General features: G+C 68.1%; 22 protein-coding genes. 9 read left to right on the top strand and 13 right to left on the bottom strand.

Going from position 1 to position 22,161, the window contains the following annotated elements; translation table 11 throughout:
* Window positions 1–3: 3 nt before the first annotated feature.
* The 7 genes from BM133_RS26655 to BM133_RS26625 form a co-directional block, all read right to left on the bottom strand.
* A complete protein-coding gene (locus tag BM133_RS26655) occupies window positions 4–741 on the bottom strand; it encodes an SDR family oxidoreductase (RefSeq protein WP_093440669.1) in 738 nt (245 codons plus the stop codon).
* Window positions 738–2,264 (bottom strand): FGGY-family carbohydrate kinase, encoded by a 1,527-nt coding sequence (locus BM133_RS26650; protein ID WP_093440667.1) that lies wholly within the window; start codon window positions 2,262–2,264, stop codon window positions 738–740. The genes BM133_RS26655 and BM133_RS26650 overlap by 4 nt, the downstream gene beginning before the upstream one ends.
* Complete coding sequence (locus BM133_RS26645) at window positions 2,261–3,406, bottom strand: alcohol dehydrogenase catalytic domain-containing protein (RefSeq protein ID WP_093440664.1); 1,146 nt, start codon at window positions 3,404–3,406, stop codon at window positions 2,261–2,263. The genes BM133_RS26650 and BM133_RS26645 overlap by 4 nt, the downstream gene beginning before the upstream one ends.
* Window positions 3,407–3,568: 162 nt before the next feature.
* Window positions 3,569–4,549, bottom strand: a complete 981-nt coding sequence (locus BM133_RS26640) for an ABC transporter permease (protein ID WP_093440662.1) — start codon at window positions 4,547–4,549, stop codon at window positions 3,569–3,571.
* Window positions 4,546–6,060: a sugar ABC transporter ATP-binding protein gene (locus BM133_RS26635; protein ID WP_093440660.1), complete on the bottom strand. Its 1,515-nt coding sequence runs from the start codon at window positions 6,058–6,060 to the stop codon at window positions 4,546–4,548. Before BM133_RS26635 ends, BM133_RS26640 begins: the two co-directional genes overlap by 4 nt.
* A 12-nt stretch (window positions 6,061–6,072) precedes the next feature.
* The gene (locus BM133_RS26630; RefSeq protein WP_093440657.1) at window positions 6,073–6,993 is read right to left on the bottom strand and encodes an ABC transporter substrate-binding protein; all 921 of its coding nucleotides are present in this window, start codon (window positions 6,991–6,993) and stop codon (window positions 6,073–6,075) included.
* Between the two features lie 130 nt (window positions 6,994–7,123).
* Window positions 7,124–8,014 (bottom strand): helix-turn-helix domain-containing protein, encoded by an 891-nt coding sequence (locus BM133_RS26625; RefSeq protein ID WP_093440655.1) that lies wholly within the window; start codon window positions 8,012–8,014, stop codon window positions 7,124–7,126.
* Window positions 8,015–8,319: 305 nt separating this feature from the next.
* Between BM133_RS26625 and BM133_RS26620 the strand changes: the two genes are divergently transcribed.
* Window positions 8,320–9,567, top strand: a complete 1,248-nt coding sequence (locus tag BM133_RS26620; protein WP_093440652.1) for a CaiB/BaiF CoA transferase family protein — start codon at window positions 8,320–8,322, stop codon at window positions 9,565–9,567.
* Window positions 9,568–9,651: 84 nt separating this feature from the next.
* Here the strand turns inward: BM133_RS26620 and BM133_RS26615 are convergent, their stop codons facing one another.
* On the bottom strand, window positions 9,652–9,909 hold the full coding sequence (locus BM133_RS26615) for an acyl-CoA-binding protein (RefSeq protein WP_093440649.1): 258 nt from the start codon (window positions 9,907–9,909) through the stop codon (window positions 9,652–9,654).
* Between the two features lie 63 nt (window positions 9,910–9,972).
* Between BM133_RS26615 and BM133_RS26610 the strand changes: the two genes are divergently transcribed.
* Window positions 9,973–10,869 carry a dienelactone hydrolase family protein gene (locus BM133_RS26610; RefSeq protein ID WP_093440647.1) on the top strand — a complete coding sequence of 299 codons (897 nt, stop codon included), beginning with the start codon at window positions 9,973–9,975 and terminating at the stop codon, window positions 10,867–10,869.
* A 10-nt stretch (window positions 10,870–10,879) separates the two neighbouring features.
* Here BM133_RS26610 and BM133_RS26605 read toward each other — a convergent pair whose 3' ends face one another.
* From BM133_RS26605 to BM133_RS26585, 5 genes are all read right to left on the bottom strand, one after another.
* Complete coding sequence (locus BM133_RS26605) at window positions 10,880–11,716, bottom strand: tetratricopeptide repeat protein (protein ID WP_177224951.1); 837 nt, start codon at window positions 11,714–11,716, stop codon at window positions 10,880–10,882.
* 14 nt (window positions 11,717–11,730) lie between these two features.
* Entirely contained in the window at window positions 11,731–12,429 is a 699-nt protein-coding gene (locus BM133_RS26600; protein WP_093440644.1) for a TetR/AcrR family transcriptional regulator, read from the bottom strand.
* Between the two features lie 124 nt (window positions 12,430–12,553).
* Window positions 12,554–13,048 carry a phasin family protein gene (locus BM133_RS26595; protein ID WP_093440642.1) on the bottom strand — a complete coding sequence of 165 codons (495 nt, stop codon included), beginning with the start codon at window positions 13,046–13,048 and terminating at the stop codon, window positions 12,554–12,556.
* Window positions 13,049–13,130: 82 nt separating this feature from the next.
* Window positions 13,131–13,580, bottom strand: a complete 450-nt coding sequence (locus BM133_RS26590) for an acyl-CoA thioesterase (RefSeq protein ID WP_093440639.1) — start codon at window positions 13,578–13,580, stop codon at window positions 13,131–13,133.
* Window positions 13,581–13,679: 99 nt separating this feature from the next.
* On the bottom strand, window positions 13,680–14,576 hold the full coding sequence (locus BM133_RS26585; RefSeq protein ID WP_093440636.1) for a LysR family transcriptional regulator: 897 nt from the start codon (window positions 14,574–14,576) through the stop codon (window positions 13,680–13,682).
* Window positions 14,577–14,713: 137 nt separating this feature from the next.
* Here BM133_RS26585 and gtdA point away from each other — a divergent pair, with 137 nt between their 5' ends.
* The 7 genes from gtdA (at window position 14,714) to BM133_RS26550 (ending at window position 22,101) form a co-directional block, all read left to right on the top strand.
* Window positions 14,714–15,811, top strand: a complete 1,098-nt coding sequence (gene gtdA, locus BM133_RS26580) for a gentisate 1,2-dioxygenase (protein WP_093440634.1) — start codon at window positions 14,714–14,716, stop codon at window positions 15,809–15,811.
* Window positions 15,812–15,877: 66 nt separating this feature from the next.
* Entirely contained in the window at window positions 15,878–16,582 is a 705-nt protein-coding gene (locus BM133_RS26575) for a fumarylacetoacetate hydrolase family protein (protein ID WP_093441236.1), read from the top strand.
* A 27-nt stretch (window positions 16,583–16,609) separates the two neighbouring features.
* The gene (locus BM133_RS26570; RefSeq protein ID WP_093440631.1) at window positions 16,610–17,887 is read left to right on the top strand and encodes a 3-hydroxybenzoate 6-monooxygenase; all 1,278 of its coding nucleotides are present in this window, start codon (window positions 16,610–16,612) and stop codon (window positions 17,885–17,887) included.
* 55 nt (window positions 17,888–17,942) lie between these two features.
* Entirely contained in the window at window positions 17,943–18,929 is a 987-nt protein-coding gene (locus tag BM133_RS26565; RefSeq protein ID WP_093440629.1) for a Bug family tripartite tricarboxylate transporter substrate binding protein, read from the top strand.
* Window positions 18,930–19,014: 85 nt separating this feature from the next.
* Window positions 19,015–19,992, top strand: a complete 978-nt coding sequence (locus tag BM133_RS26560) for a Bug family tripartite tricarboxylate transporter substrate binding protein (RefSeq protein WP_093440626.1) — start codon at window positions 19,015–19,017, stop codon at window positions 19,990–19,992.
* Window positions 19,992–21,347, top strand: coding sequence for an FAD-dependent oxidoreductase (locus tag BM133_RS26555; protein WP_093440623.1), 1,356 nt, complete (start codon window positions 19,992–19,994; stop codon window positions 21,345–21,347). The genes BM133_RS26560 and BM133_RS26555 overlap by 1 nt, the downstream gene beginning before the upstream one ends.
* A 40-nt stretch (window positions 21,348–21,387) precedes the next feature.
* The gene (locus tag BM133_RS26550; protein WP_256219365.1) at window positions 21,388–22,101 is read left to right on the top strand and encodes a hypothetical protein; all 714 of its coding nucleotides are present in this window, start codon (window positions 21,388–21,390) and stop codon (window positions 22,099–22,101) included.
* Window positions 22,102–22,161 lie beyond the last annotated feature (60 nt).

Below are 22,161 nucleotides of genomic sequence, written 5' to 3'. Positions count from 1 at the left end.
GGCTCACACGATCGTGTAGCCCCCGTCGACCGGCAGCGCCACGCCGCTGACCATCGACGCACCATCGGACAGCAGGAAGAGGATCGGTGAGACCACCTCCTGGACCTCTGCAAACCGTCCCATCGGAATGTTCCTCAAGGCCGCTGCGCTCTTGGCCGGATCGGCCCAGGCCGCTTCGGCCATCGGCGTGAGCGTGACGGTGGGGTTCACGCTGTTCACGCGAATGCCGTGCGGCCCGAATTCGAGGCACAACGAGCGCGTGATCGCGTCCATCGCGGCCTTCGATGCGCAGTAGCAAAGATGCGCATCGAGCGCGACCAGCGCGGCCTGGCTCGACACGTTGACGATGCTGCCGCGCAGGCCGGCCGCGATCATCGCCTTGCCGCAGCGCGAAGCGACCAGCGCCGCGGCGCGCGCGTTGACGGCCATCACGGCATCGAAGCTCTCGGCCTGCAGGTCGAGCGCGGATTCGAGCAACGCGATGCCGGCGCAGTTCACCACCAGGTCGAACGCTGGCAGTGGTGCGAGCGCGCGTTCCAACGCAGTTGCGTCGCCTACGTCGATCATGAGCGGCGTGCAGCCGGCCTCTGCCTGCAGTGCATCGAGCGCCGCCGCGTTGCGCCCGACGGCCGTCACCGACGCGCCCGATTGCGCGAGCCGCACCGCCACCGCGCGGCCGATGCCGCTGCTTGCGCCGGTCACGAATGCGCGCCGGCCGGAGAAGTCGAAGGAGGTCGTCATGTCAGTCGGTGCATCGCGTCGCGCAATGCGGGGTAGAGGGATTTGTAGATGTCGAAACGCTCGCGATACACCGCCTGCGCCGCGGGCTCGGGCCGCGCGCGTTCCACCAGCGTGACCCAGCCGCGCTCCGCCGTCGCCGCATCGACCAGCCCCGCGCCGAGCGCCGCGAGCATCGCCGCACCGAGGGCGGCCTCGACCTCTTCCTGGATGGTGAACACCGGGTAGCCCGTGATGTCCGCGACGATCTGCATCCAGAGGTCCGAATGCGCAGCGCCGCCGACCACGATGAGGCGGTCGTCCAGCGGCTGGCCGCTTTGCCGGCCGGCCTCGATGTTGTGCTGCAGCGCGAAGCTCACGCCTTCGAGCACCGCGCGGTAGAGGTGCGCGCGGCTGTGCGCGAGCGAGAGGCCGATGAACGCGCCTTTGGCCTGGGCGTCCCAGATGGGGCTGCGCTCGCCCATCAGGTAGGGCAGGAAGACCAGGCCCTCGGCGCCGGGCGGCACGTCGACGGCGTTGCGCTCGATCAGCGCATGCGCGTCTTCGCCGGTGCGCGCGGCCTCGGCCACTTCGGCCTGGCAGAAGGTGTCGCGAAACCAGGTGATGGCCGCGCCCGCGGTGATCGCGCCGCCGAACACATAGCTTCGGTCCGCGCCGCGGTAGACGTGCGGCATCGTGATGAGCTGGTGGCGCGCGTCCACCGTCGGGCTCACGAAGCCCCAGCACATGCTGGTGCCGATCATCGCGACGTGGTCGCCGCTGCCGGTGACGCCCGCGCAGAACGTGGCCACCGCCGCATCGACGCCGCCAGCCATCAGCGGCATGCCCTCGGCGAGGCCGAGCTTCGCGGCCCATTCGGCACCAAGGCCGCCGACCACGTCGCTCGATTCGACCAGGCGCGGCGGCATCATGCGCGCCGGAATGCCCAGCATGCCGAGCGCTTCGAACGACCAGCGGCGCTGCGCCGCGTCGTACACGCCGCCGATGTTGCCGGCCGAGCTGTGATCGACCGCGAGCTCGCCGGTCAGCCGCCAGTTGATGTAGCTGTTGGGCGGCAGGAACCAGCGCGTCTTCGCCCACACCTCGGGCAGGTGCTCGCGAATCCACAGCATCTTGGTGAAGCCGTAGTAGCTGTCCACGCCGTTGCCGGTGATCGCCTGCAGCCGCGCCACGTCGACCGTCGCGTTCACCGCATCGACCTCGGCGGTGGCGCGGCGGTCCATCCAGATGAGGCACGGGTGCAGCGGCTGCATGGCCTCGTCGACCGGGATGCCTGCACCGCCGTAGAGGCTGCTCACGCACATCGCGGCGATGTCCGCGGGCGCGATGCCGCTCTTGGCCACGCAGGCGCGCACGCTCTCGCACACCGCATCGAACCACACCGTGCAATCCTGCTGCGCCCACAGCGGTTTCGGCGTCTCGGGCTGGTATGCCACGCTGCTGTGCGCATGCACCTTGCCGTCGATGCCGACCAGCAGGCACTTGGTGCTCTGCGTGCCGATGTCGACGCCGATGACGTACTTCATGACGCCGCGTTCCGCGACGGGGGCTGCGGCCTGAGCAGCACCTTGATCGAGTCGAGCGAGTTGGCCAGCGCGAACGCGCACTCCCATTCGGTGAGCGGAAAGTCGTGCGTCACGATGCCCTTGGAGGTGACGAGCCCGCGCGCCAGCAGGTCGATCGCGATCGGGTAGCAGTACGGCCCCAGGTGCGCGCCGCGCACGTCGAGCTCCTTGCGGTCGCCGATGATCGACCAGTCCGCGCTCGTCTCCGATCCGAACACGCTGAACTCGACGAAGCGGCCGAGCTTGCGGATCATCTCCAGCCCCTGTGTCACGCCGATGGGCGCGCCGGTGGTCTCGATGTACACGTCGCAGCCGTAGCCCTCGGTCAGGCCCTTGACGATGGCATCGGCGTTCTCGGTCTTCGGGTTGATCGTCACGTCCGCGCCGAACTGCTTGGCAAGCGCGAGGCGCTCGGGCACGAGGTCGATCACGACGAGCTTCTTCGGTGTTTTCAGGCGCGCAGCCTGCACCATCATCAGGCCCAGCGGGCCGGCGCCCGCGATCACCACCACATCATCGAACTGGATGTCGCCGCGGTTCACCGTGTGGATCGCGCACGAGAGCGGCTCGATGATGGCCGCGTCTTCCAGCGAGATGCCGTCGGGGATCTTGTGCACGCGCGAGGTCGGCGGCAGCCGCATGTAGTCGGCCATGCCGCCATCGGCCACGATGCGCTGGAAGCCGAAGATGTTGTGCACCTCGCACATCCAGTATTTGCCGGAGGTGCAGAAGCGGCACTTGCCGCAGGGCACGATCTGCTCGGCGATCACGCGATCGCCTTTCTCCACGCCGAAGTGTTCGGCCGCGCCTTCGCCGAGCGCCTCGACGTAGCCGAAGAATTCATGGCCCGGAATCACGGGCGCCTTCACCCACGAGGGCTGGCCGTCGCCGCCCCAGAACATCTTCGCACCCGAGTGGCACTTGCAGTCGGAGGCGCAGATGCCGCAGGCGGCGATGGAGATCAGCAGTTCGTTCCGGCCGATGACGGGCATGGCGACAGTTTCGAGCCGGTAGTCCTTCGGGCCGTGGCACACGACGGCCTGCATGGCGGCGAGTTCACCGATGGCGCCCGATGCGCCGGGCTGGAGCTTTTGATAAGACATGGGTTCCTTGTGGTCAGAGAGGGTGTTGGGTTTGGTTTTGGTTTCTCTCCCTCCCCCTCTGGGGGAGGGCAGGGGGTGGGGGCAAGCGGCGTATCCACTGGGCACGCTCTGCCTGCCCCCATCCCAGCCTTCCCCCAGAGGGGGAAGGAGCGATGCAAGGCGTCAGCGTTTGGCTTCGCGGCTGATGAAGATCGCAAGGAGCACGATGCCGCCCTTGATGATCAATTGCAGATACGGCGACACGCCGATCATGTTGAGACCGTTGTTCAGCACGCCGAGCAGCAGCGCACCGACCAGCGTGCCGACGATCGCGCCGCGACCGCCGGCGATGGACGTGCCGCCCATCACCACCGCCGCGATCGCATCGAGCTCGAAGCCCACGCCCACGCCGGGTTGCCCGCTCGTGACGCGCGCCGCCTGCACGATGCCTGCGATGGCTGCAGTAAGACCGCTCAGCGCATAGACGAGCAGCTTGTAGCGCGACACGCGCACGCCGGACAGGCGCGTCGCTTCTTCATTGCCGCCGATGGCATACACGTAGCGGCCGAACGGCGCCATGTTCAGCAACACGTACGCCACGAGATACGTCGCCAGCATGATGAGGATCGGCACCTTGATCCCGGCCAGGACGCCACCGCCGAGGAAGGCGAACGAATCGGGCAAGCCGTCGATCGGATAGCCGCCCGTGTAGATCAGCGCAATGCCGCGCGCGATGCCCATGGTGGCCAGCGTCACGATGATCGGCGGCATGCGCAGGTACGCCACGCAGTAGCCGTTGAAGAGGCCGATCACCACGCCCACCGCGAGCCCGAGCGGCACGGCGAGCATCGGCGGCAGCCCGAACTGCACCATCATCCCCGAGGCCAGCGTGCCCGACAGCGCCACCACCGCGCCCACCGAGAGGTCGATGCCGCCGGTGAGGATCGCCGCCGTCATGCCCACCGCGATGATCGCGTTGATCGACGACTGCAGCGCGATGTTCTGCAGGTTGCTCCAGGAAAGAAAGTTGTCGGTCGCCACGATCATGAAGACCGAGATCGCGATCAGCCCGACCAGCGGCAGGAAGGCCGTCGAGCGGCGCAGCTGGGTGAAGAATCCGCCCGTGGGAACCGGCGGCGTGGGATGGCTGGCGGTGGCATTCATTGCGAACCCCCTGTGGTTGCGTGGCGCATGATGTCGCCCGAGTTGATGGAGTCGCCCTCCAGCGTCGCCACGATGGTGCCGCCCGAGAACACGGCGACGCGGTCGCACATGCCGACGATCTCGGGCAGCTCGCTCGAAATCATCACGATGGCTTTGCCCTGGCGCGTGAGTTCGCGCATCAGGCCGTAGATCTCGGCCTTGGCGCCCACGTCGATGCCGCGCGTGGGCTCGTCGAAGATCAGCACCTCGCTCGCATGCCCGAGCCAGCGCGCGATCACCACCTTCTGCTGGTTGCCGCCCGAGAGCGTGGCCACGCGCGTCTCGATGCTGGGCGCCTTCACGCCGACCCGCCTGGCGAGTTCGCCGGCCGAGTGCTTTTCCGATTTCTGGCTCACGAGCCCTGCGCGCTTGTGCTTGCCCAGGTTGTTCATCGAGATGTTGAAGCGGATCGTGAAGTCGGTGATCAGCCCCTCGACCTTGCGGCTCTCGGGCAGGAGGCCGATGCCGTTCGCGAGCGCCTCGGTCGGGTCGTTCAGGCGCACGGGCTTGCCGTTGCGCAGCACGGTCTTGCGGTGCACGCGGTCGGCGCCCATCATCCCGAGCGCGAGCTCGGTGCGGCCCGAGCCCACGAGTCCCGCGAAGCCGAGGATCTCGCCTTCGTGCAACTCGAAGCTGTTGACCGGGCCGCCCTTGGCCAACTGGATCTCGGGCACTTCGAGCACCTTGCGTCCGCGCGGCGCGGGCTGCGGCTTCGGCGGAAAGTTGTGCTCGATCTTGCGGCCCACCATCATCTCGACCAGCGCATCCACGTCGGTCGCGCCCACGTCGGCATGCCCGGCATTGGCGCCATCGCGCAGCACGCTGATGCGGTCGCACACCTCGAAGATCTCGTCCAGGTGGTGCGAGATGAAGATCATCGCCACGCCCTTCGCACGCAGCTCGCGCATGATCCTGAAGAGGTGCCCGGCCTCGTTCGGCGTGAGCGTGGCGGTCGGCTCGTCGAGCACCAGCAAGCGCGCCTTCAGCGACAGCGCCTTGCCGATCTCCACGAACTGCTGCTGCGCCACCGAGAGCCGGCAGATCGGCACGCCGAGGTCGATCTGCACGCCCAGCTCGTCGAAGAGCTGTTGCGCCGAGCGCTTCATCGCCGCCTTGTCCATCAGCCCGAGGCGGTTCTTCAGGTAGCGGCCGAGGAAGATGTTTTCCACCGCGTTCAGGTACGGAATGAGGCTGAACTCCTGGAAGATGATGCCGATGCCCGCCGCGATCGCGTCGCTGTAGCCCGCGAACTGGCGCTCGCTGCCGTCGATGAAGATGCGGCCCTCGTCGGCCTGGTAGATACCGCCCAGGATCTTCATCAGCGTCGACTTGCCCGCGCCGTTCTCGCCGAGCAGCGCGTGCACCTCGCCCTTGCGGATCGAGAGATCGATGCCCGAGAGTGCCTTCACGCCCGGAAAGCGCTTGGACACGCCTTCCAGCCGGAGCATTTCGTCGCCTTCTGCGGAGGTCATGACCTGGTCCGGTTACCAGGTGAAGGTCTTCGCGCCCTCGGCGTCGATCAGCTTCACGTCGACCGGCACGGCGGCGGGCACGTTGGCGCCCCACTTCTTGGCGAGCGCGATGCCGATGGCCAGGCGGATCTGGTCGCGCGGGTACTGCGCGGTGGTGGCGATGAATTTCGATCCCTGCTTCTGCATCGCCTTGATGGCTTCGGGCGCGCCGTCCACGCTGGTGAGCTTCACGTCCTTGCCGCTGGCGTCGATGGCCGCGAGCGCGCCCATCGAGCCGCCGTCGTTCACGCTGAAGATGCCCTTCAGGTTCTTGTTGGCCTGCAGAATGTTCTCGGTCACGGTGAGCGCGGTGGCGCGCTCCTGCTTGCCGTTCTGCGTGCTCACCACCTTGATGCCGGGGTACTTGGCGAGCGCTTCGCGGCAGCCCTTCACGCGCTCCAGGATCGGCACGACCGGAATGCCGTCCAGGATCGCCACGTCGCCTTTTTCGCCGATGCTCTTGGCGAGGTACTCGCAGGCCAGGCGGCCGGCGTCGGTGTTCTTGGAGCCGACGAAGGAGTCGACCGGGCCCTGTGCATTCGCATCGACCGCCACCACGACGAGCCCCGCCTTCTTGGCCGAGCGCACCGCCGACTGCACGCCGGCCGAGTCGGTCGGGTTCAGCAGCAGGATGTCGACCTTCTTCTGGATCATGTCTTCCACGTCGCCGATCTGCTTGGCCACGTCGTGCCGCGCGTCGGTGGTGACCACGGTCGCGCCGATGGTGGCGGCGGCCTCTTCGAGCGCCTGCTTCATCGTCACGAAGTAGGGGTTGTTCAGTTCCTGGAAGGTCATGCCGATGCGCAGCGGCTGCTTGGGCGCCTGCGCCTGTGCAGCGGTGGCGCCGCAGGCGAGGGCGGCGGTGAGGGCAGTGGCTTTGAGAAGGTTCTTCATGGTTGCGGTCTCCTTGGGTGTTGGACTGACTGACTGACTGGCTGGCAAGAAACGCGGACAAAGGCGTGCCCCACGCGGCGCCCGGTGCGCCGCGCCGGTAACGACGCGGGGAACGAAAAGCGAACGCCGGCTACGGCGCGCTGGCGGCACGCGAGGCCGCGGCCTGCATGCGATGGAAGTTGCGGAACTTGGTCGGCGGCATGCGCTTGTGCAAGAGGAACTGCCGGTTGAAGTTCGAGACGTTGTTGAAGCCCACGTCCATGCAGACGTCCAGCACCGGCTTCTCGCTGCTGGTGAGCAGCTCGCAGGCGCGGCTGATGCGCAGCCGGTTCACATAGCGCACGAACGACTGGCCCGTGTGCTTGCGGAACGACCGCGAGAACGCGCTCGGGCTCTGGCCCACCAGCTCGGCCAGCATGGGTTCGCGCAGCTCGTCGCCGAGGTTGGCTGCGATGTGCGCGAGCACGTTGTTGATGGCGTGCGACATGAAGGCCTTCGGGTCGGGCTTGAACGCGGGGCTCGCCAGGCGCTGCCGGTCGCTGCTGTCGACCAGCAGTTCGAGCAGCGAGAGCAGCAGGATCACGCGGCGCAGCCCGCGCGCTTCGAGCAGCGACTCCATGATCGGCTTGGCCGCGATGGCGGTCTCGGCAGAGAACAGGAGGCCCGAGCCCGATTCGGCCAGGAGCGGCGCGATGCGCCCGAACTCGGGGAAGGCCGCGCCCATGTTCCTCGCGAGCTCGGCCGGAAACTGGATCACGATGCCGCGCCGCTCCACGCTCTGGCCCGCGGGCACGTCGCTGATCCAATTGTGCGGCAGGTCGGGGCCCATCAGCACCAGGTTGCCGGGCTCGAAGTGGCCGACGTGGTCGCCGACGAAGTACACGCCCCGCGTCTCCACGATCAGCTGGATCTCGTACTCGGGATGGAAGTGCCAGCGCACCGTGCGATACGGATAGCCGTGCGCCCAGGCGGTGAACGATTCGTCCCCGCGGACTTCGACGATTTCCAGATCAGGCTGCATGTGCGGGTCCTATTCCTTTGTCTCTTGTTGTGGTTGGCGGCATGCGACAACGTGGGGCGGACTTTACGAATCGCCCAGGACGTCAACAACCAGAGATAGGGTCCGAAGTTGATACTTTTTTAACCTTCGCGCAAGCCGGTGGGCAAGGGCATTGCATTGCAGCAAAGGCGTTTCTCCTCGGGGGAGAGGGGCGATTGGCGGGCGATTGCTGCACCGCAGAACCGACCCGAATTGCCGTGTCAAGAATTCATAGGTGTTTTCCCGCCCCGCAAGGCGCATGCCGCGGCACGGCACACTCTGGCGCCATGACGAACACCGCTTCTTCCCATGCCACGCCAACCGCCGCGGGACCGCTGGCCGGCCTCAAGGTCATCGAGCTCGGACAACTGATTGCCGGCCCTTTTGCCGCGCGCACGCTGGCCGATTTCGGCGCGGAGGTGGTGAAGATCGAGCCGCCCGGTGCGGGCGATCCGCTGCGCACCTGGCGGCTGCTCAAGGACGGCACTTCGGTCTGGTGGCAGGTGCAGTCGCGCAACAAGCGCTCGCTGGCGCTGGACCTGCGCGAGCCCGAGGCGCAGGCCATCGTGCGGCAGCTCGCGGCCGAGGCCGACGTGCTCATCGAGAACTTCCGCCCCGGCGCGATGGAGGGCTGGGGCCTCGGCCCCGATGAATTGCTGGCCGCCAACCCGGGCCTGGTGATGCTGCGCATCAGCGGCTACGGCCAGACCGGCCCCTACCGCGACCGCCCGGGCTTCGGCGTGGTGGCCGAGGCAATGGGCGGGCTGCGCCACCTCACCGGCGAGCCCGGCCGTGTGCCGGTGCGCGTGGGCGTGTCGATCGGCGACACGCTGGCCTCATTGCACGGCGTGATCGGCGTGCTGATGGCGATGCAGCACCGCCATGCGACGGTGAGCGCCGAATTCCCGAAAGGCAGGGGTCAGGTGATCGACGTGGCGCTCTACGAGGCGGTCTTCAACTGCATGGAGAGTCTCTTGCCCGAATACGGCGCGTTCGGTGCGGTGCGGGAGGCGGCGGGCAGTGCGCTGCCCGGCATTGCGCCGACCAATGCCTACCGCTGCGCGGACGGCGGCTACGCGATCGTGGCGGGCAATGGCGACAGCATCTTTCGCCGGTTGATGGCGTGCATCGGCCGGCCGGACCTCGCGGCCGATCCGGCGCTGGTGGGCAACGCGGGGCGCGTGGCGCAGGTCGAAATGCTCGATGCCGCCATCGGCGACTGGGCGGCCGCGCGCACCGTGGACGAGGTGCTCGCCGCACTCGATGCCGCCCACGTGCCGGCCGGCCGCATCTACACCATCGCCGACATCGCGGCCGACCCGCACTACGCCGCGCGCGGCATGCTGCAGCAGGTGCAAATGCCCGACGGCAGCGCGCTCGCGGTGCCCGGCTTCGTGCCCAAGCTCTCGCTCACGCCGGCGAGCCACCGGCACAACGCGCCGGCGCTGGGGGCGGACACGGATGCGGTGCTGAGGGAGATCGGCCTGAGCGCCGAGCAGATCGCCGCGCTGCATGCGCGCGGAATCGTGGGTTGAAAAGGCAAATCCGTTCGCGCTGAGCTTGTCGAAGCGTCGCGCAAGGCTTCGACAAGCTCGGCCCGAACGGTTCCTGGCGCGGGCTCAGGCGCGCAGCGATTCGATGAGGTCGATGTACTTCTGCTTGGCCTCGTCGGCGCTCGCGCCCTTTTGGGCGGTCCATGCATCCCACTTGGCACGCGCGACGATGTCGCTGAAACTGGGCTTCTTGGCCGTGTTGTCGCCTTCGGTGGCCTGCTTGAAGAGGCCGTAGATTTTCAGCAGCGTCGGGTTGTCGGGGCGATCGGCCAAGAGCTTGGAGTTGGCCTGGGCGGCTTCGAATTGGGCGTTGAGGTCGGACATGGCGGGTGGGGAGAAGATGAGTCGAAACGGCCATCTTAATAACCGCGAGCGCAAGGGACATTCATGAAGAAGACATCCGCACCCTGGTGTGCCGCGCTGCTGCAGGTCCTGCTGCAACTCCTGCTGCTGGCCGCCACGGGCGCCCATGGCGCGTTGCGCGAGGAGCAGCTCGACGTGCCGGTGCAGGTCAGCGACATCTACGGCAAGCGGGTCGAGCAGTCCATCCGGGTGACGGTCTTCTCGGACGACGCGAACCCGGTGCCTGCCCCGCTGATCGTCCTCAACCACGGCCGGGCGGCAGAGGCTGCGGAGCGCGCGGCCATGGGGCGCGCGCGCTATTCGGTGGCGTCGCGCTTCTTCGTGGCGCAGGGCTTCGTCGTCGCCGTGCCGACCCGCATCGGCTACGGCGTGACCGGCGGCGACGACGTCGAAGCCAGCGGCCAGTGCGGCGCGAGGCGCTACGGGCCGGCCTACGAGGCGGGGCTGGCGCAGACGCTGCGGGTGCTGCAGCTGATGCGCGCGCGGCCCGATGTCGATCCGGCGCGCGCGGTCATCGTCGGGCAGTCGTTCGGCGGAACCATCGCCATCGCGGCGGCCGCCCAGAATCCTGCGGGCGTGGTGGCGGCCATCAACTTCGCGGGCGGCGGTGGCGGCAATCCGAAGACCCAGCCGCAGCGCCCGTGTTCGCCGCAGGCCATGGAGCGCCTGTTCGGCCAGTACGGCAAGACGGCGCACATGCCCACGCTGTGGATCTACACCGAGAACGACCAGTACTTCGGGCCCAACTATCCGCAGGAGTGGTTCAAGGCCTTCAGGGATGCGGGGGGCAAGGGCGAATTCACGCAGTTCCCGCCATACGGCGAGGACGGGCATGCGCTGTTCTCGCGCTATCCCGAGGTGTGGCAGCCGCGGGTGCGGGCTTTCCTGGACCAGGTCGGATTGATTCGCCAGCGGCGGTGACGCGCAACGGTCAGTCCGCCAGCCCCGCCCGCGCCAGTTCCACGTCCAGCCGCTCCCGCGCATCCGCCGGCTTCAGCGCCGCGGCCTTTTCGTAGAGCTGGGTGGCTTCGCCCATGCGCGAATCGCCGTGCAGCATCAGGAGGGCGCGGGCGTATTCCATCATTCCCGCGGCCGACTGCGGATGCAGCTCGAGGCCGCGCTCGAACAGCTCCACCGAGGTCTCGGCGCGCACGCCGTAGGTCATGCGCCCGACCAGCGCGCCCACCTTGTCGATCACCTCGGCGTGGAACGCGGCCAGCGCGAGGTGCGCGTCGGCATGCGCCGGCTGCAGCGCGATCACATGCTCCAGCGCCCCCTTGAGCTTGCTGCCCAAACCCTGCGCCAGCGCCCGCGCCACGCTGATGCCCTGGCTGTAGCGGCCCAGCGCGTAGGCCTGCCAGTAGAGGGCCTGGCAGTTGTCGGGCTCGGCGGCGGCCTGCGCGCCGGCGCGCTCGATCACCTGGCGGAACATCGCGAGCCGGGTGGCCTCGCGCGGCTCCAGGTAGTTGGCGTAGATGGCGGTGGCCTGGTTGGCGAGCACCAGGCCTTCGGAGCCGTGCAAGAGGCCGAGGGTGGCGGCGCGTTCGAATTCGCCGCTGTGGTACAGCGCCCAGCCCTCGGCCAGGGGCGCATCGGCGTCTGGCGGCGGCAGGTGGTGGCCGGCATGCAGGCGCGGCCAGTGCGGCAGCACGCTGCGGGCGTCGAAGCGCGGCACGTCGGCATACGGCAGGGGCGTCCAGGGTTCCGCGCTGGCGGCAACCGGGCCGGCGGACATCAGCGAGAGCGGTTTGAAGTCGGGGTGGGGCATGGTTCGAACAGGCCCTAGGCCGCCATGTCGACAGGGGGAGCCACGTTGTGCGTGGCATCTTCGCCGTTGTAGGCATTGCTGAGTGTCAGCAGATGCCGCCGTTGTTCGCGCCCGAGGTAAGGCGCGAGCAGGTGCAGGGTGTGGTGGCCGCCGCGCATCAGCGCGCCCTGGGCATGCGCCGGCTCCAGCGCCTCGCGCGGGTTGCGCACGTATTCGTAGCTCAGCCAGTAGGTCAGCACCACGACCATGCTCTGGGCCAGCGGATCGACCTCGTGCGCGTCGATGTCCAGGTGGCCGGCGCGGCCGAGGCCGGCGATCAGCTGGCGAATGGCGCGTGCCTTGTTTTTCAGCACCAGCTGGAACTGGGTTTCCAGGTGCCGGTTCTTGCTCAGCAGGTCGTTCAGGTCGCGGTAGAGAAAGCGGTAGCGCCAGATCAGCTCGAAGAGCGTGTGCATGAAGAACCACGCGTCCTCCACGTCGTGCACGCCTTCGCTCGCGTGCAGCAGCTCGTTGAGCTCGGCCTCGTAGCCCTGGTAGAGCTTGTTGATGAGCTCTTCCTTGGCGGGGTAGTGGTAGTAGAGATTGCCCGGGCTGATGTTGAGCTCGCCCGCGATCAGCGTGGTCGAGACGTTCGGTTCCCCGAAGCGGTTGAACAGGTCCAATGCGGCTTCGAGGATGCGTTGCGCTGTGCGGCGTGGCGCCTTCTTTGCCATGTCGGTGCCCCCGGTGTGTCTCTTGGTCTTGGGAACACTCTAGCGTATGTGCACTGCACCATGACCGGTGCGGGACATGTTTTGCGGCGCTTGTTTTTTGTGCAGTGCCGCAATTCGGGCGAGCTCAGCCGGCCTTGGTGCGGCGCAGTGTCTTCTTCGCGGCCGTCGGTGCCGCGGTCTTGCGCGCGGTGGTCTTGCGGGTGGCCGCTGCCGCCTTCGCACTGCCCTTCAATTGCGCTTCGAGGGCCTCGACGCGCGCCTGCAGCGCGGCCATGTCGGCGGCCGAAGGGGCGCCGAGTTTTTCGAGGGCGCGCGCCACGCGCTCTTCGAAGATGTTCTCCAGCTTGCCCCACTGGCCCGCGGCCTTGGTGCCGAACTCGCTGGCGAAGCCGGCCATGCGCTGCTGCGCCTGGGCGAGGGTCTCTTCAGCGGCCGTCTGGGTCTTCTTCTGCATGCCGGCGCCGTCCTTGACCAGCGCCTCGAAGGCCTTGCTGCCTTCCTGCTGCATCTTGGCGAAGGCGCCGAGGCCGGCGAGCCAGATCTGCTGGGCGGAGTCCTTGATGCGGTCGGAGGATTTGCCGCCGTTGCCGCCGTTGCTGTCGTCGTCTTGAGTCGCCATGCGAAGTAGTCCTTTGAAAACAATCGCCTGACTCTAGCCGCTGGACATCGCTCCCGTTAGAGCTTCGCCTCTACGGTGACTGCTACGGCGCGGCACCGGCCGCGCGGCTCGCGTCGAGATGCGCCTTCGCGCGCTCGGCCAAAGCCATTTCGCCGGGCGTGCCGGGCACGAAGGCTTCCACCGGGAGCGGCCGGCCGTGCGAGTCGACCGAGACGAAGACGATCAGGCACTCGGTGGTCTTTTCCATCATGCCGCCCTTCATGTCGCCGCTGCGCACCTCCACCGAGATGTTCATGCTGGTGGTGCCGGTGTAGGCCAGGCGGGCTTCGACCTCGACGAGGTCGCCGATCATGATCGGCCGGTGAAAGCGGATGCTGCCGATGAAGGCGGTGACGCAATAGCGCTTGGCCCAGCTGGTCGCGCAGGCGTAGCCGGCCTCGTCGATCCACTTCATGACCGTGCCGCCGTGGACCTTGCCGCCGAAGTTGACGGTGCTGGGCTCGGCCAGAAAACGCAGGGTGATCGAAGACATGGGGCGCCGCCTTTGTTGGATGGGCTGTGGTGGGGAGCCGCGATTATGCGAGCGGGCGCCCGCCGTCAGCCGCGCCGCCCGTCGCCCGGGCATGCACGCTCAGCTGCCGCTGAAGAGCTGGGCCAGCGTGCGCCGCAGCCACGCGTTGCCCGGGTCGGCGTGGAAGCGCTCGTGCCAGTGCTGCTTGACCGCGTAGTCCGGCAGCGCGAAGGGCAGCTCCAGGAGCTTCACCGGCTCCTGCGTGGCCAGCACCTTGCCCAGGATGCGCGGCACCACCACGAGCAGCTCGGTGTGCGCCACGATCCGCGCCACGCTCAGGAAGCTCGACAGCCGCACCACCACGTCGCGCCGGAGACCGAGCCGCGCGATGGTCGTGTCGACGATGGCATGTCCCGTGCCGGACGTGGACACCACCGCGTGCGCCTGCGCCTCGAAGCGCTTGCGCGTGAGCCTGGCGCCGATGCGCGGATGGTTCTGCGCGGCCAGGCACACGAAGTTCTGCATGAACAGCGTCTGCTGGTAGAAGCCCGCGTCCAGCTGCGGCATGAAGCCCACGGCCAGGTCGACCTCGCCGTCCTGCAGGCGGCGGCCGCTGTTGGTGGAGATGATCTCGGTCTCGATGTGCACCCCCGGCGCCACGTGCCGCAGGTGGTCCAGCAGGCCGGGCAGCAGCACCACCTCGCTGATGTCGGTCATGCAGATGCGAAAGCGCCGCTGCGCCTCGGCGGGCTCGAAGCTGCTGCGGTTGCCTCGGGCCTGCGCCAACTGGGCCAGCACCTCGCGCAGGTTCGGGTAGATGCGCTCGGCGTGCGGCGTGGGCTGCATGCCCTGCGCGGTGCGGGTGAACAGGCGATCGTCGAAGTGCGCGCGCAGCTTGTTGAGCGCGGTGCTGGCCGCGGCCTGCGCGATGCCCAGCCGCTCGGCGGCCTTGGAGACGTTGCCGGTCTTGTAGACCTCGTCGAACACGGCGAGCCATTCGAGATCGAGCTTGGACATGGTGTTTGGGGGTTTTCCGGGCTGCTTTGCTTAGGGCGAAAGACACCATTATCGAAATTTCCAATTCCGTGTATTGGCCACCGGTCTTGAGGAAATAGTGGGGCGGCTCAACAATGCCGCAACGGAGACAACCACGCATGAACCCCGCTTCCCAAGGCAGCGCAAAAAGCGCCACGAACGGCGCCCCGGCCAATGCCGCCGAACGCCGCGACTACTACGCCCGCATCCGCCCCCTGAACCTCACCCCGCTGTGGGAATCGCTGCACGCCCTGGTGCCGCGCGAGCCGCAGACGCCGTGCGTGCCGGCCCTCTGGCGCTACGACGAGATCCGCCCGCTGCTGATGGAGTCGGCCGACCTCATCACCGCCGAGGAGGCCGTGCGCCGCGTGCTGGTGCTGGAGAACCCGGCGCTGCCCGGCAACTCGTCGATCACGCAATCGATCTATGCAGGCCTGCAACTCATCATGCCGGGCGAGGTGGCGCCTTCGCACCGCCATGTGCAGTCGGCGCTGCGCTTCATCGTCGATGGCAAGGGTGCCTACACCACGGTGGGCGGCGAGCGCACCACCATGTACCCGGGCGACTTCATCATCACGCCCTCGTGGGCCTGGCACGACCATGGCAACGAGGGCATCGCGGGCGTGAGCGAGCCGGTGGTGTGGCTCGATGGGCTCGACATTCCGATGCTGCGCTTCTTCGACGCCGGCTTTGCCGAGAACGACGATGCCAAGGTGCAGCACGTCGCGCGCCCCGAGGGCCACAGCCTTGCGCGCTTCGGCCACAACATGGTGCCGGCGCGCCACGACCATGTATCGGCCACCTCGCCGATCTTCAACTACCCGTATGCGCGCAGCCGCGAAGCGCTCGCGCAGTTGCAAAAGCAGGAAGCGCCCGACGCATGGCTGGGCCACAAGCTGCGCTACATCAACCCGCTGACGGGCGGCTCGCCGATGCCGACGATCTCGACCAACCTGCAACTGCTGCCCAAGGGCTTCGCGGGCAGGACGCACCGCGCGACCGATGGCGCCGTCTACAGCGTGGTCGAAGGCCACGGCATCGCCGAGATCGCGGGCCAGCGCCTGGAGTTCGGACCGCGCGACACCTTCGTCGTGCCGTCGTGGGCGCCGCTGCGGCTGCTCTCGCCCATCGCCGACGTGGTGCTCTTCAGCTTCTCCGACCGCCCCGTGCAGCAGGCCATGGGCATCCTGCGCGAGGCTTTTCTCGAAGACGCTTGAACGGCGGCCGACCTCTTTTCATTTCATCGTTTGACCGTGTGCCGCTTCGTGCGGCAGGAGCCTTCCATGTCCTTCGTTTTCGCACCCCCTTCCATCGTCGGCCTGCCCATCGTCGATTCCGACAAGCTGTTCCCCGTGCGCCGCGTCTACTGCGTCGGCCGCAACTACGCGGCGCATGCCCGCGAGATGGGGTTCGATCCCGACCGCGAACCGCCTTTCTTCTTCTGCAAGCCCAACGACGACGCCTCGGTGGTGCCCGTGGCCGAAGGCCAGGTCGGCGCCATTGCGTACCCGCCGCTCACGAGCAACTACCACTACGAGGCCGAGCTCGTGGTCGCCATCGGCAAGGGCGGCCGTGACATTCCGGTCGACCAGGCTTCGGGCCACATCCACAGCTACGCCGTAGGCCTGGACATGACGCGCCGTGACCTGCAGATGAAGATGCGCGAGCAGGGCCGCCCGTGGGAAATCGGCAAGGCCTTCGACTTCTCGGCGCCCATCGCGCCGCTGCGCACGCTGGCCGATGTGGGCGAGATCAACGCGGGCGCGATCACGCTCACGGTCGATGGCGAAGTGCGCCAGAACAGCGACATCACGCACCTGATCTGGTCGGTGAACGAGGTGATCGCCAATCTCTCGACGCTCTTCACGCTGCAGCCCGGCGACCTGATCTTCACCGGCACGCCCGAAGGCGTGGGCGCGGTGAAGGCGGGGCAGACGATCAAGGTGAGCATCGAGCGGCTGCCCTCGCTCACCGTTCGCATCGACTGATTTCCACCGAAGCGCAAAGGCCACGCGATGAGCACATCCCCCACCAAAAATACGCCCACCGTGCTGCTCGTCGGCGGCGGCATCGGCGGCATGGCCGCGGCGCTCGCACTCGCACGCCTCGGTGTGGCCATCGACCTGCTCGAGCAGAGCGCGGCCATCGGTGAGATCGGCGCCGGCCTGCAGCTGGGCCCCAACGCTTTCGCCGCGCTCGACGCGCTGGGCGTGGGCGAGGCGGTGCGCCGGGGCTCGGTCTTCACCGACCGGCTGGTGATGATGGACGCGGTCGATTGCAGCGAAGTCGCCTCGGTGCCCGTGGGCGAAGCCTTCCGCGCGCGCTTCAGAAATCCGTATGCGGTGAGCCATCGCGCCGACCTGCACGGCGCGATCCACGAGGCGGTCAGGCAACACCCGCTGATCCGCTTCCACACCTCGGCGCAGGTCGAGTCCATCGACACCGGCGCGCACGGGGTCACAGCGGTCACGCGTGACGGCCGCCGTTTCCAGGCCGATGCCATCGTGGGCTGCGACGGCGTGAAGTCGGTGGTGCGCGCCAAGCTCATCGGCGACGCGCCGCGCGTCTCGGGCCACGTCGTGTACCGCGCGGTCGTGCCCGCGGACTGCATGCCGGCGGACCTGCGATGGAACGCGCCCGTCGTCTGGGCCGGCCCCAACTGCCACCTGGTGCACTACCCGCTGCGCCATGGCGAGCAATACAACCTGGTCGTCACCTTCCACAGCCGAAAGGAAGAAGAGTGGGGCGTCACCGACGGCAGCAAGGAAGAAGTGCTCTCGTACTTCGAGGGCGTGCACGCGCGCCCGCGCCAGCTGCTCGACCGCCCCACCTCGTGGCGCCGCTGGAGCACCGCCGACTGCGACCCGGTCGACCGCTGGAGCGAGGGCCCGGCCACGCTGCTGGGCGATGCGGCGCATCCGATGATGCAGTACCTCGCGCAGGGCGCCTGCATGGCGCTCGAAGACGCGGTGACGCTGGGCGCCGCGGTGAAGGCCTGCGATTTCGACATGACCGCCGCGTTCAAGCTGTACGAAGCGGCGCGCGTCGCCCGCACGGCGCGCGTGGTGCTGTCGGTGCGCGAGATGGGGCGCCTGTATCACGCGAAGGGCGTCGAGCGGCTGGTGCGCAACAGCCTCTGGGTGGGGCGCACGCCGGAGCGCTTCTACGATGCCGTCGAGTGGCTCTATGCGTGGCGGCCCGAGCACTGCCTGGACGACGCGCCGGCATCGCTGCAGCCTGCCGCGGCCGGGCGCACAGTCGATGCAGCGGCGGCCGCGCTTTCGTCGCACTGAAACGAGTTTCTTCCATCATCCCCATTCGAGGCCGAAGGCCCAGGAGACAAGCACCATGAATTTCTCGCGCGCATTGCTGACGGGCGTTCTCGCCCTCACCGCCACCATCGCCACCAGCGGCGCGCTGGCGCAGGCCGGCGACTTTCCGAACAGGCCCGTGACGCTGGTCACGCCCTTCGCCGCCGGCAGCGGCCCCGACGCGGTGCTGCGCCTGGTGTCCGACAAGCTCTCGCGCCTGTGGAACCAGCGCGTGGTGATCGACAACAAGCCCGGCGGCGGCGGCTTCATCGCCATCGACCAGGCGCGCCGCGCCGCGCCCGATGGCTACACGCTGCTGCAGCTGGACAGCGAGCACGTCGCCGCGCTGCCGCACCTGTACAAGTCGAAGAACTTCGTGACGCTGCAGCACTTCGACCCGGTGGCCTCGCTGTTCCGCACGCCCTTCTTCGTGGCGGTGGGCAGCGATTCGAAGTGGAAGACCATGGGCGACCTGATCGCCGCCGCCAAGGCCGAGCCCGAAGGCGTGGTGTACGGCTCGTGGGGCGTCGGCAGCCCCGGCCACCTGGGCGCGCAGCAACTGGAGGCGCTCACCGGCATCCGCATGCGGCACGCGCCGTACCGCGAGGTGTCGCAGCTGTATTCCAACGTCGGCACGGGCGAGGTGCCGTGGGCCTTCGCAAGCATTCCGTCGAGCCAGGGCATCTACAAGGCCGGCAAGCTCCGCTACATCGCGGTCGCTGCGCCCAAGCGCATTCCGCAGATGCCCGACGTGCCGACCATGGCCGAGGCGGGCGGGCCGGCTTCGCTGGAAGTCAACTCCTTCGTCTCGCTGCTCGCGCCCAAGGGCGTGCCGGCGGCCGTGAAGGCAAAGATCAACGCCGACGTGGCCAAGGTCATCGCCGACCCCGAGATCCGCGCCCGCTTCGACACCTTCGCTTTCGAGCCGCTGGCGTGGTCGCCGGAAGAGATCCAGCGCAACGCCGAGGCGAAGTCGAAGGTGTACGGCGAATTGGTGCGCAGGGGCAACATCAGCCTCGAATAGGCGAGCGCGTTTCTTGCCCCGTATTCCCCTCGGCAGTTAAGCTGGCCTTCTTTGGTTTTTGTTAACTTTCTCACTTCTTTTCGCCATGCACGCCAAAAAGAGAGCCCTTTTGATCGCTTGCGGCCTGGCAGCCGCCACCTTGCTGCCGCTCGCCGCGAGTGCACAGAACAACGCCTGGCCGACCAAGCCCATCCGCCTGCTGGTGGGCTTTCCGGGCGGCTCCACCCCCGACATCGCGGCGCGCACCATTGCCGAGCCGCTGGGCAAGGCGCTGGGCCAGCCGATCATCGTGGACAACAAGGCCGGCGCCTCGGGCAACATCGCGGCCGACCAGGTGGCCAAGGCCACCGACGACCACACGCTGGGCATCGTCATCAACGGCAATCTCACCTCGTCGAAGATGCTGTACCCCAAGCTGCCTTATGACCCGGTCAAGGACTTCACGTACCTCTCGCTGATCGCGACCGCGCCGCTCGTGCTGGTGGCGCAGAACAACCTGCCCACGGGCACCGCCTTCTTCGATGCCGCGCGCAAGGCCGGCGACAAGTGGAACTACGGCTCGGTGGGCATCGGCTCGGTCGGCCACCTGGGCATGGAGCTGCTCAAGAGCCGCGTCGCCGGCTTCAAGCCCGAGCACGTGCCCTACCAGGGCAACCCGCAGGTCATCACCGGCATGCTGGGCGACCAGGTGCAGATGGGCCTGATCCCGCCGGGCGTGGCCATGCCGCAGATCAAGGCCGGCAAGCTCAAGGCCGTGGGCCTCACCGGCGGGCGCAGCGCGCTGGTGCCCGAGATCCCGCCGCTGTCCGAAGCCGGCGTGAAGGACTTCAGCCTCGAGGTGTGGGTGGCGCTGCTGGGGCCCGCCAACCTGTCGAAGGCCGCGCAGGTGCGCATCGGCCGCGAACTCGAAATCGTCATGAAGGACCCGGAGGTTCGCCGCAAGCTCTTCGAGCAGGGCTGGCAGGCGGTGGGCACCTCGCCGGACGGCATGCGCTCGCGCGTCACCGAAGAGGCCGCGATCATGACCAAGATCATTTCCACCCGTGGGATCAAGTTGCAGTAATGACAGTCCAGCCAAAGACCCTGACGGAACCGGCACGCGAGCTGCCGGTCTTCGGTGAATACGACGTGGTGGTGGTCGGCGGCGGCCCCGCCGGCATCGCTGCCGCCGTGAGCGCTGCGCGCCATGGCGCCAACACGCTGCTGGTGGAACGCTACGGCTTCCTCGGCGGCATGGGCACCGCGGGCGGCGTGACCAACTTCGCGGGCCTCTACGGCAAGCGCAACGGCGAGATGACGTTGCTGGTGCGCGGCGTGGCCGACGACCTGCTGGATCGCATCGGTGCGCTCGGCGGCCTGAACAAGCCGCAGGACGGCATGCAGGGCCGCATCCGCGTGCGCTCCTACGACACCTCGGCCTACAAGATCGCGGCGGACCAACTGTTGCTCGATGCGGGCGTGAACCTCCTGTTCCACGCGTGGGCGGCGGCGGTGATCCGCGACGGCGACCGCATCGCGGCGCTCGTGGTCGAGACCAAGTCGGGCCGCCAGGCGATCCGCGCCAACGCCTTCATCGATGCCAGCGGCGACGCCGACGTGGCCGCCTTCGCGGGCGTGCCGTTCGAGGTGGGCGACGGGCACGGCAGCGGCCTCTTTCCGACCACCATGTTCCGCGTCGGCCAGGTCGATGCCGAGCCCGCGCTCGCGGCGGTGGGCGAGTTCAAGGCCATCAACGACCTGATGGCCAAGGTGCAGCAGCAGAAACCCGGCACCTACAGGTTCCCGCGCGAAGGCGCGATCCTCAGGCCCAACATCGATCCGCGCGAATGGCGCGCCAACGTCACGCAGATCCGCAACGCGGCCGGCCGCGCGATGAACGGCGTCGATGCGCGCGAACTCACCGAGGGCGAGCTGGAAGGCCGCCGCCAGATCGCCGAGTATTTCAAGTTCATGAAGGCCGAGGTGCCGGGCTTCGCGCACTCGGCCATCGTGGAGATCGCGCCGCAGGTCGGCATCCGCGAAACGCGCCGCATCGAGGGCCTCTACGCGCTCGCGGGCGAGGACATCCTCTCGTCGGCCAGGTTCGACGACAGCATCGGCATCAACGCCTGGCCGATGGAGATGCACGCCGACGGCCGCATCGAATGGGCCTTTCCGCGCGACGACAACCGCACCTACAACCAGCTGCCCTGGCGCATGCTGGTGCCGCGAAAGGTCGACAACCTGCTGGTGGCGGGCCGCTGCGCCGCGATGACGCACGAAGGCCAGTCGGCCGCGCGCGCGAGCGGCGGTTGCTTTGTCATGGGGCAGGCCGCGGGCACCGCGGCGGCCGCGCTGGGCAGCGCGAATTTCGCGGATGTCGATGTGCCGGCGCTGCAGAAGAAGCTGGTTGCCGACGGCGCCGACATCGACCGTTGAACGCTCAGAACGCAGGTATGGCGCTAGAGTCCGGGGCTTGATGAACTCCAACCCCGGACGAAAAGTGCACTTCCTTTCGTTGTCGACCACCGCGCGTCGCATCCTCCTCGCCCTTTCCTGCGCCGCGCTCGGCCTGATGCAGTGGGGCTGCGCGAGCACCCCCGAAGGCGAGCCCGTCCACGGCAAGGACCAGGTGGTGAGCTTCCTGGCCGCCAAGGACGGCCGCAAGGTCGTCATCGCCGCGGAGAACTACCACTACGTGTTCGACGGCGACCCGTCCGTGGCGGCGCTGCTGCGCTGGAGCGGGCGCGCCAAGGTCACGCCCAGCCTCAACGGCGAGCTCAAGGTGGCCCGCGACCAGAGCTTCGAAGGCTCCTACGTGCTGATGGCCTTCGACGCCGACCTGGCGCCCGAAGACCGGGCCTTCCTGATCCAGACCGGCTTTGCGAAGACCGAGGTGAAGTACGGCGACCGCACCGGGCCGGCGCTGCGCTACTTCGGCACCGTCTATGGCACGCGCTACGCGGCCGCGCCGCTCAAGCCGGCCGACACGCTCGACTTCTCCCGGGCGAACCACGTCAACTACGTCGAGCAGGAAACCGCCACCGGCCCCGCCGCCAAACCCGCGCGCACGCCGCTGATCTACGACGACGACGGCAAACTGCTGGTGGGCGGCGTGCCCATGTTCATCGTGCAAGGCGGCACGGACTACCGCTGCCGGGCGCGCTTCATGGACATCTGCTTCTACAAATAGCAGCGCCCCGCTGACCGGGCCGCGACAGCTCGCCGGCCCGTCCTTTGCTATGGTCCAAGG

This window comes from Variovorax sp. 770b2 (genome assembly GCF_900115685.1).
Taxonomy (GTDB): Bacteria; Pseudomonadota; Gammaproteobacteria; order Burkholderiales; family Burkholderiaceae_C; genus Variovorax.
The sequence above is the reverse complement of the archived record's forward strand: the minus strand, read 5'-3'. Positions and strand labels throughout refer to the sequence as shown.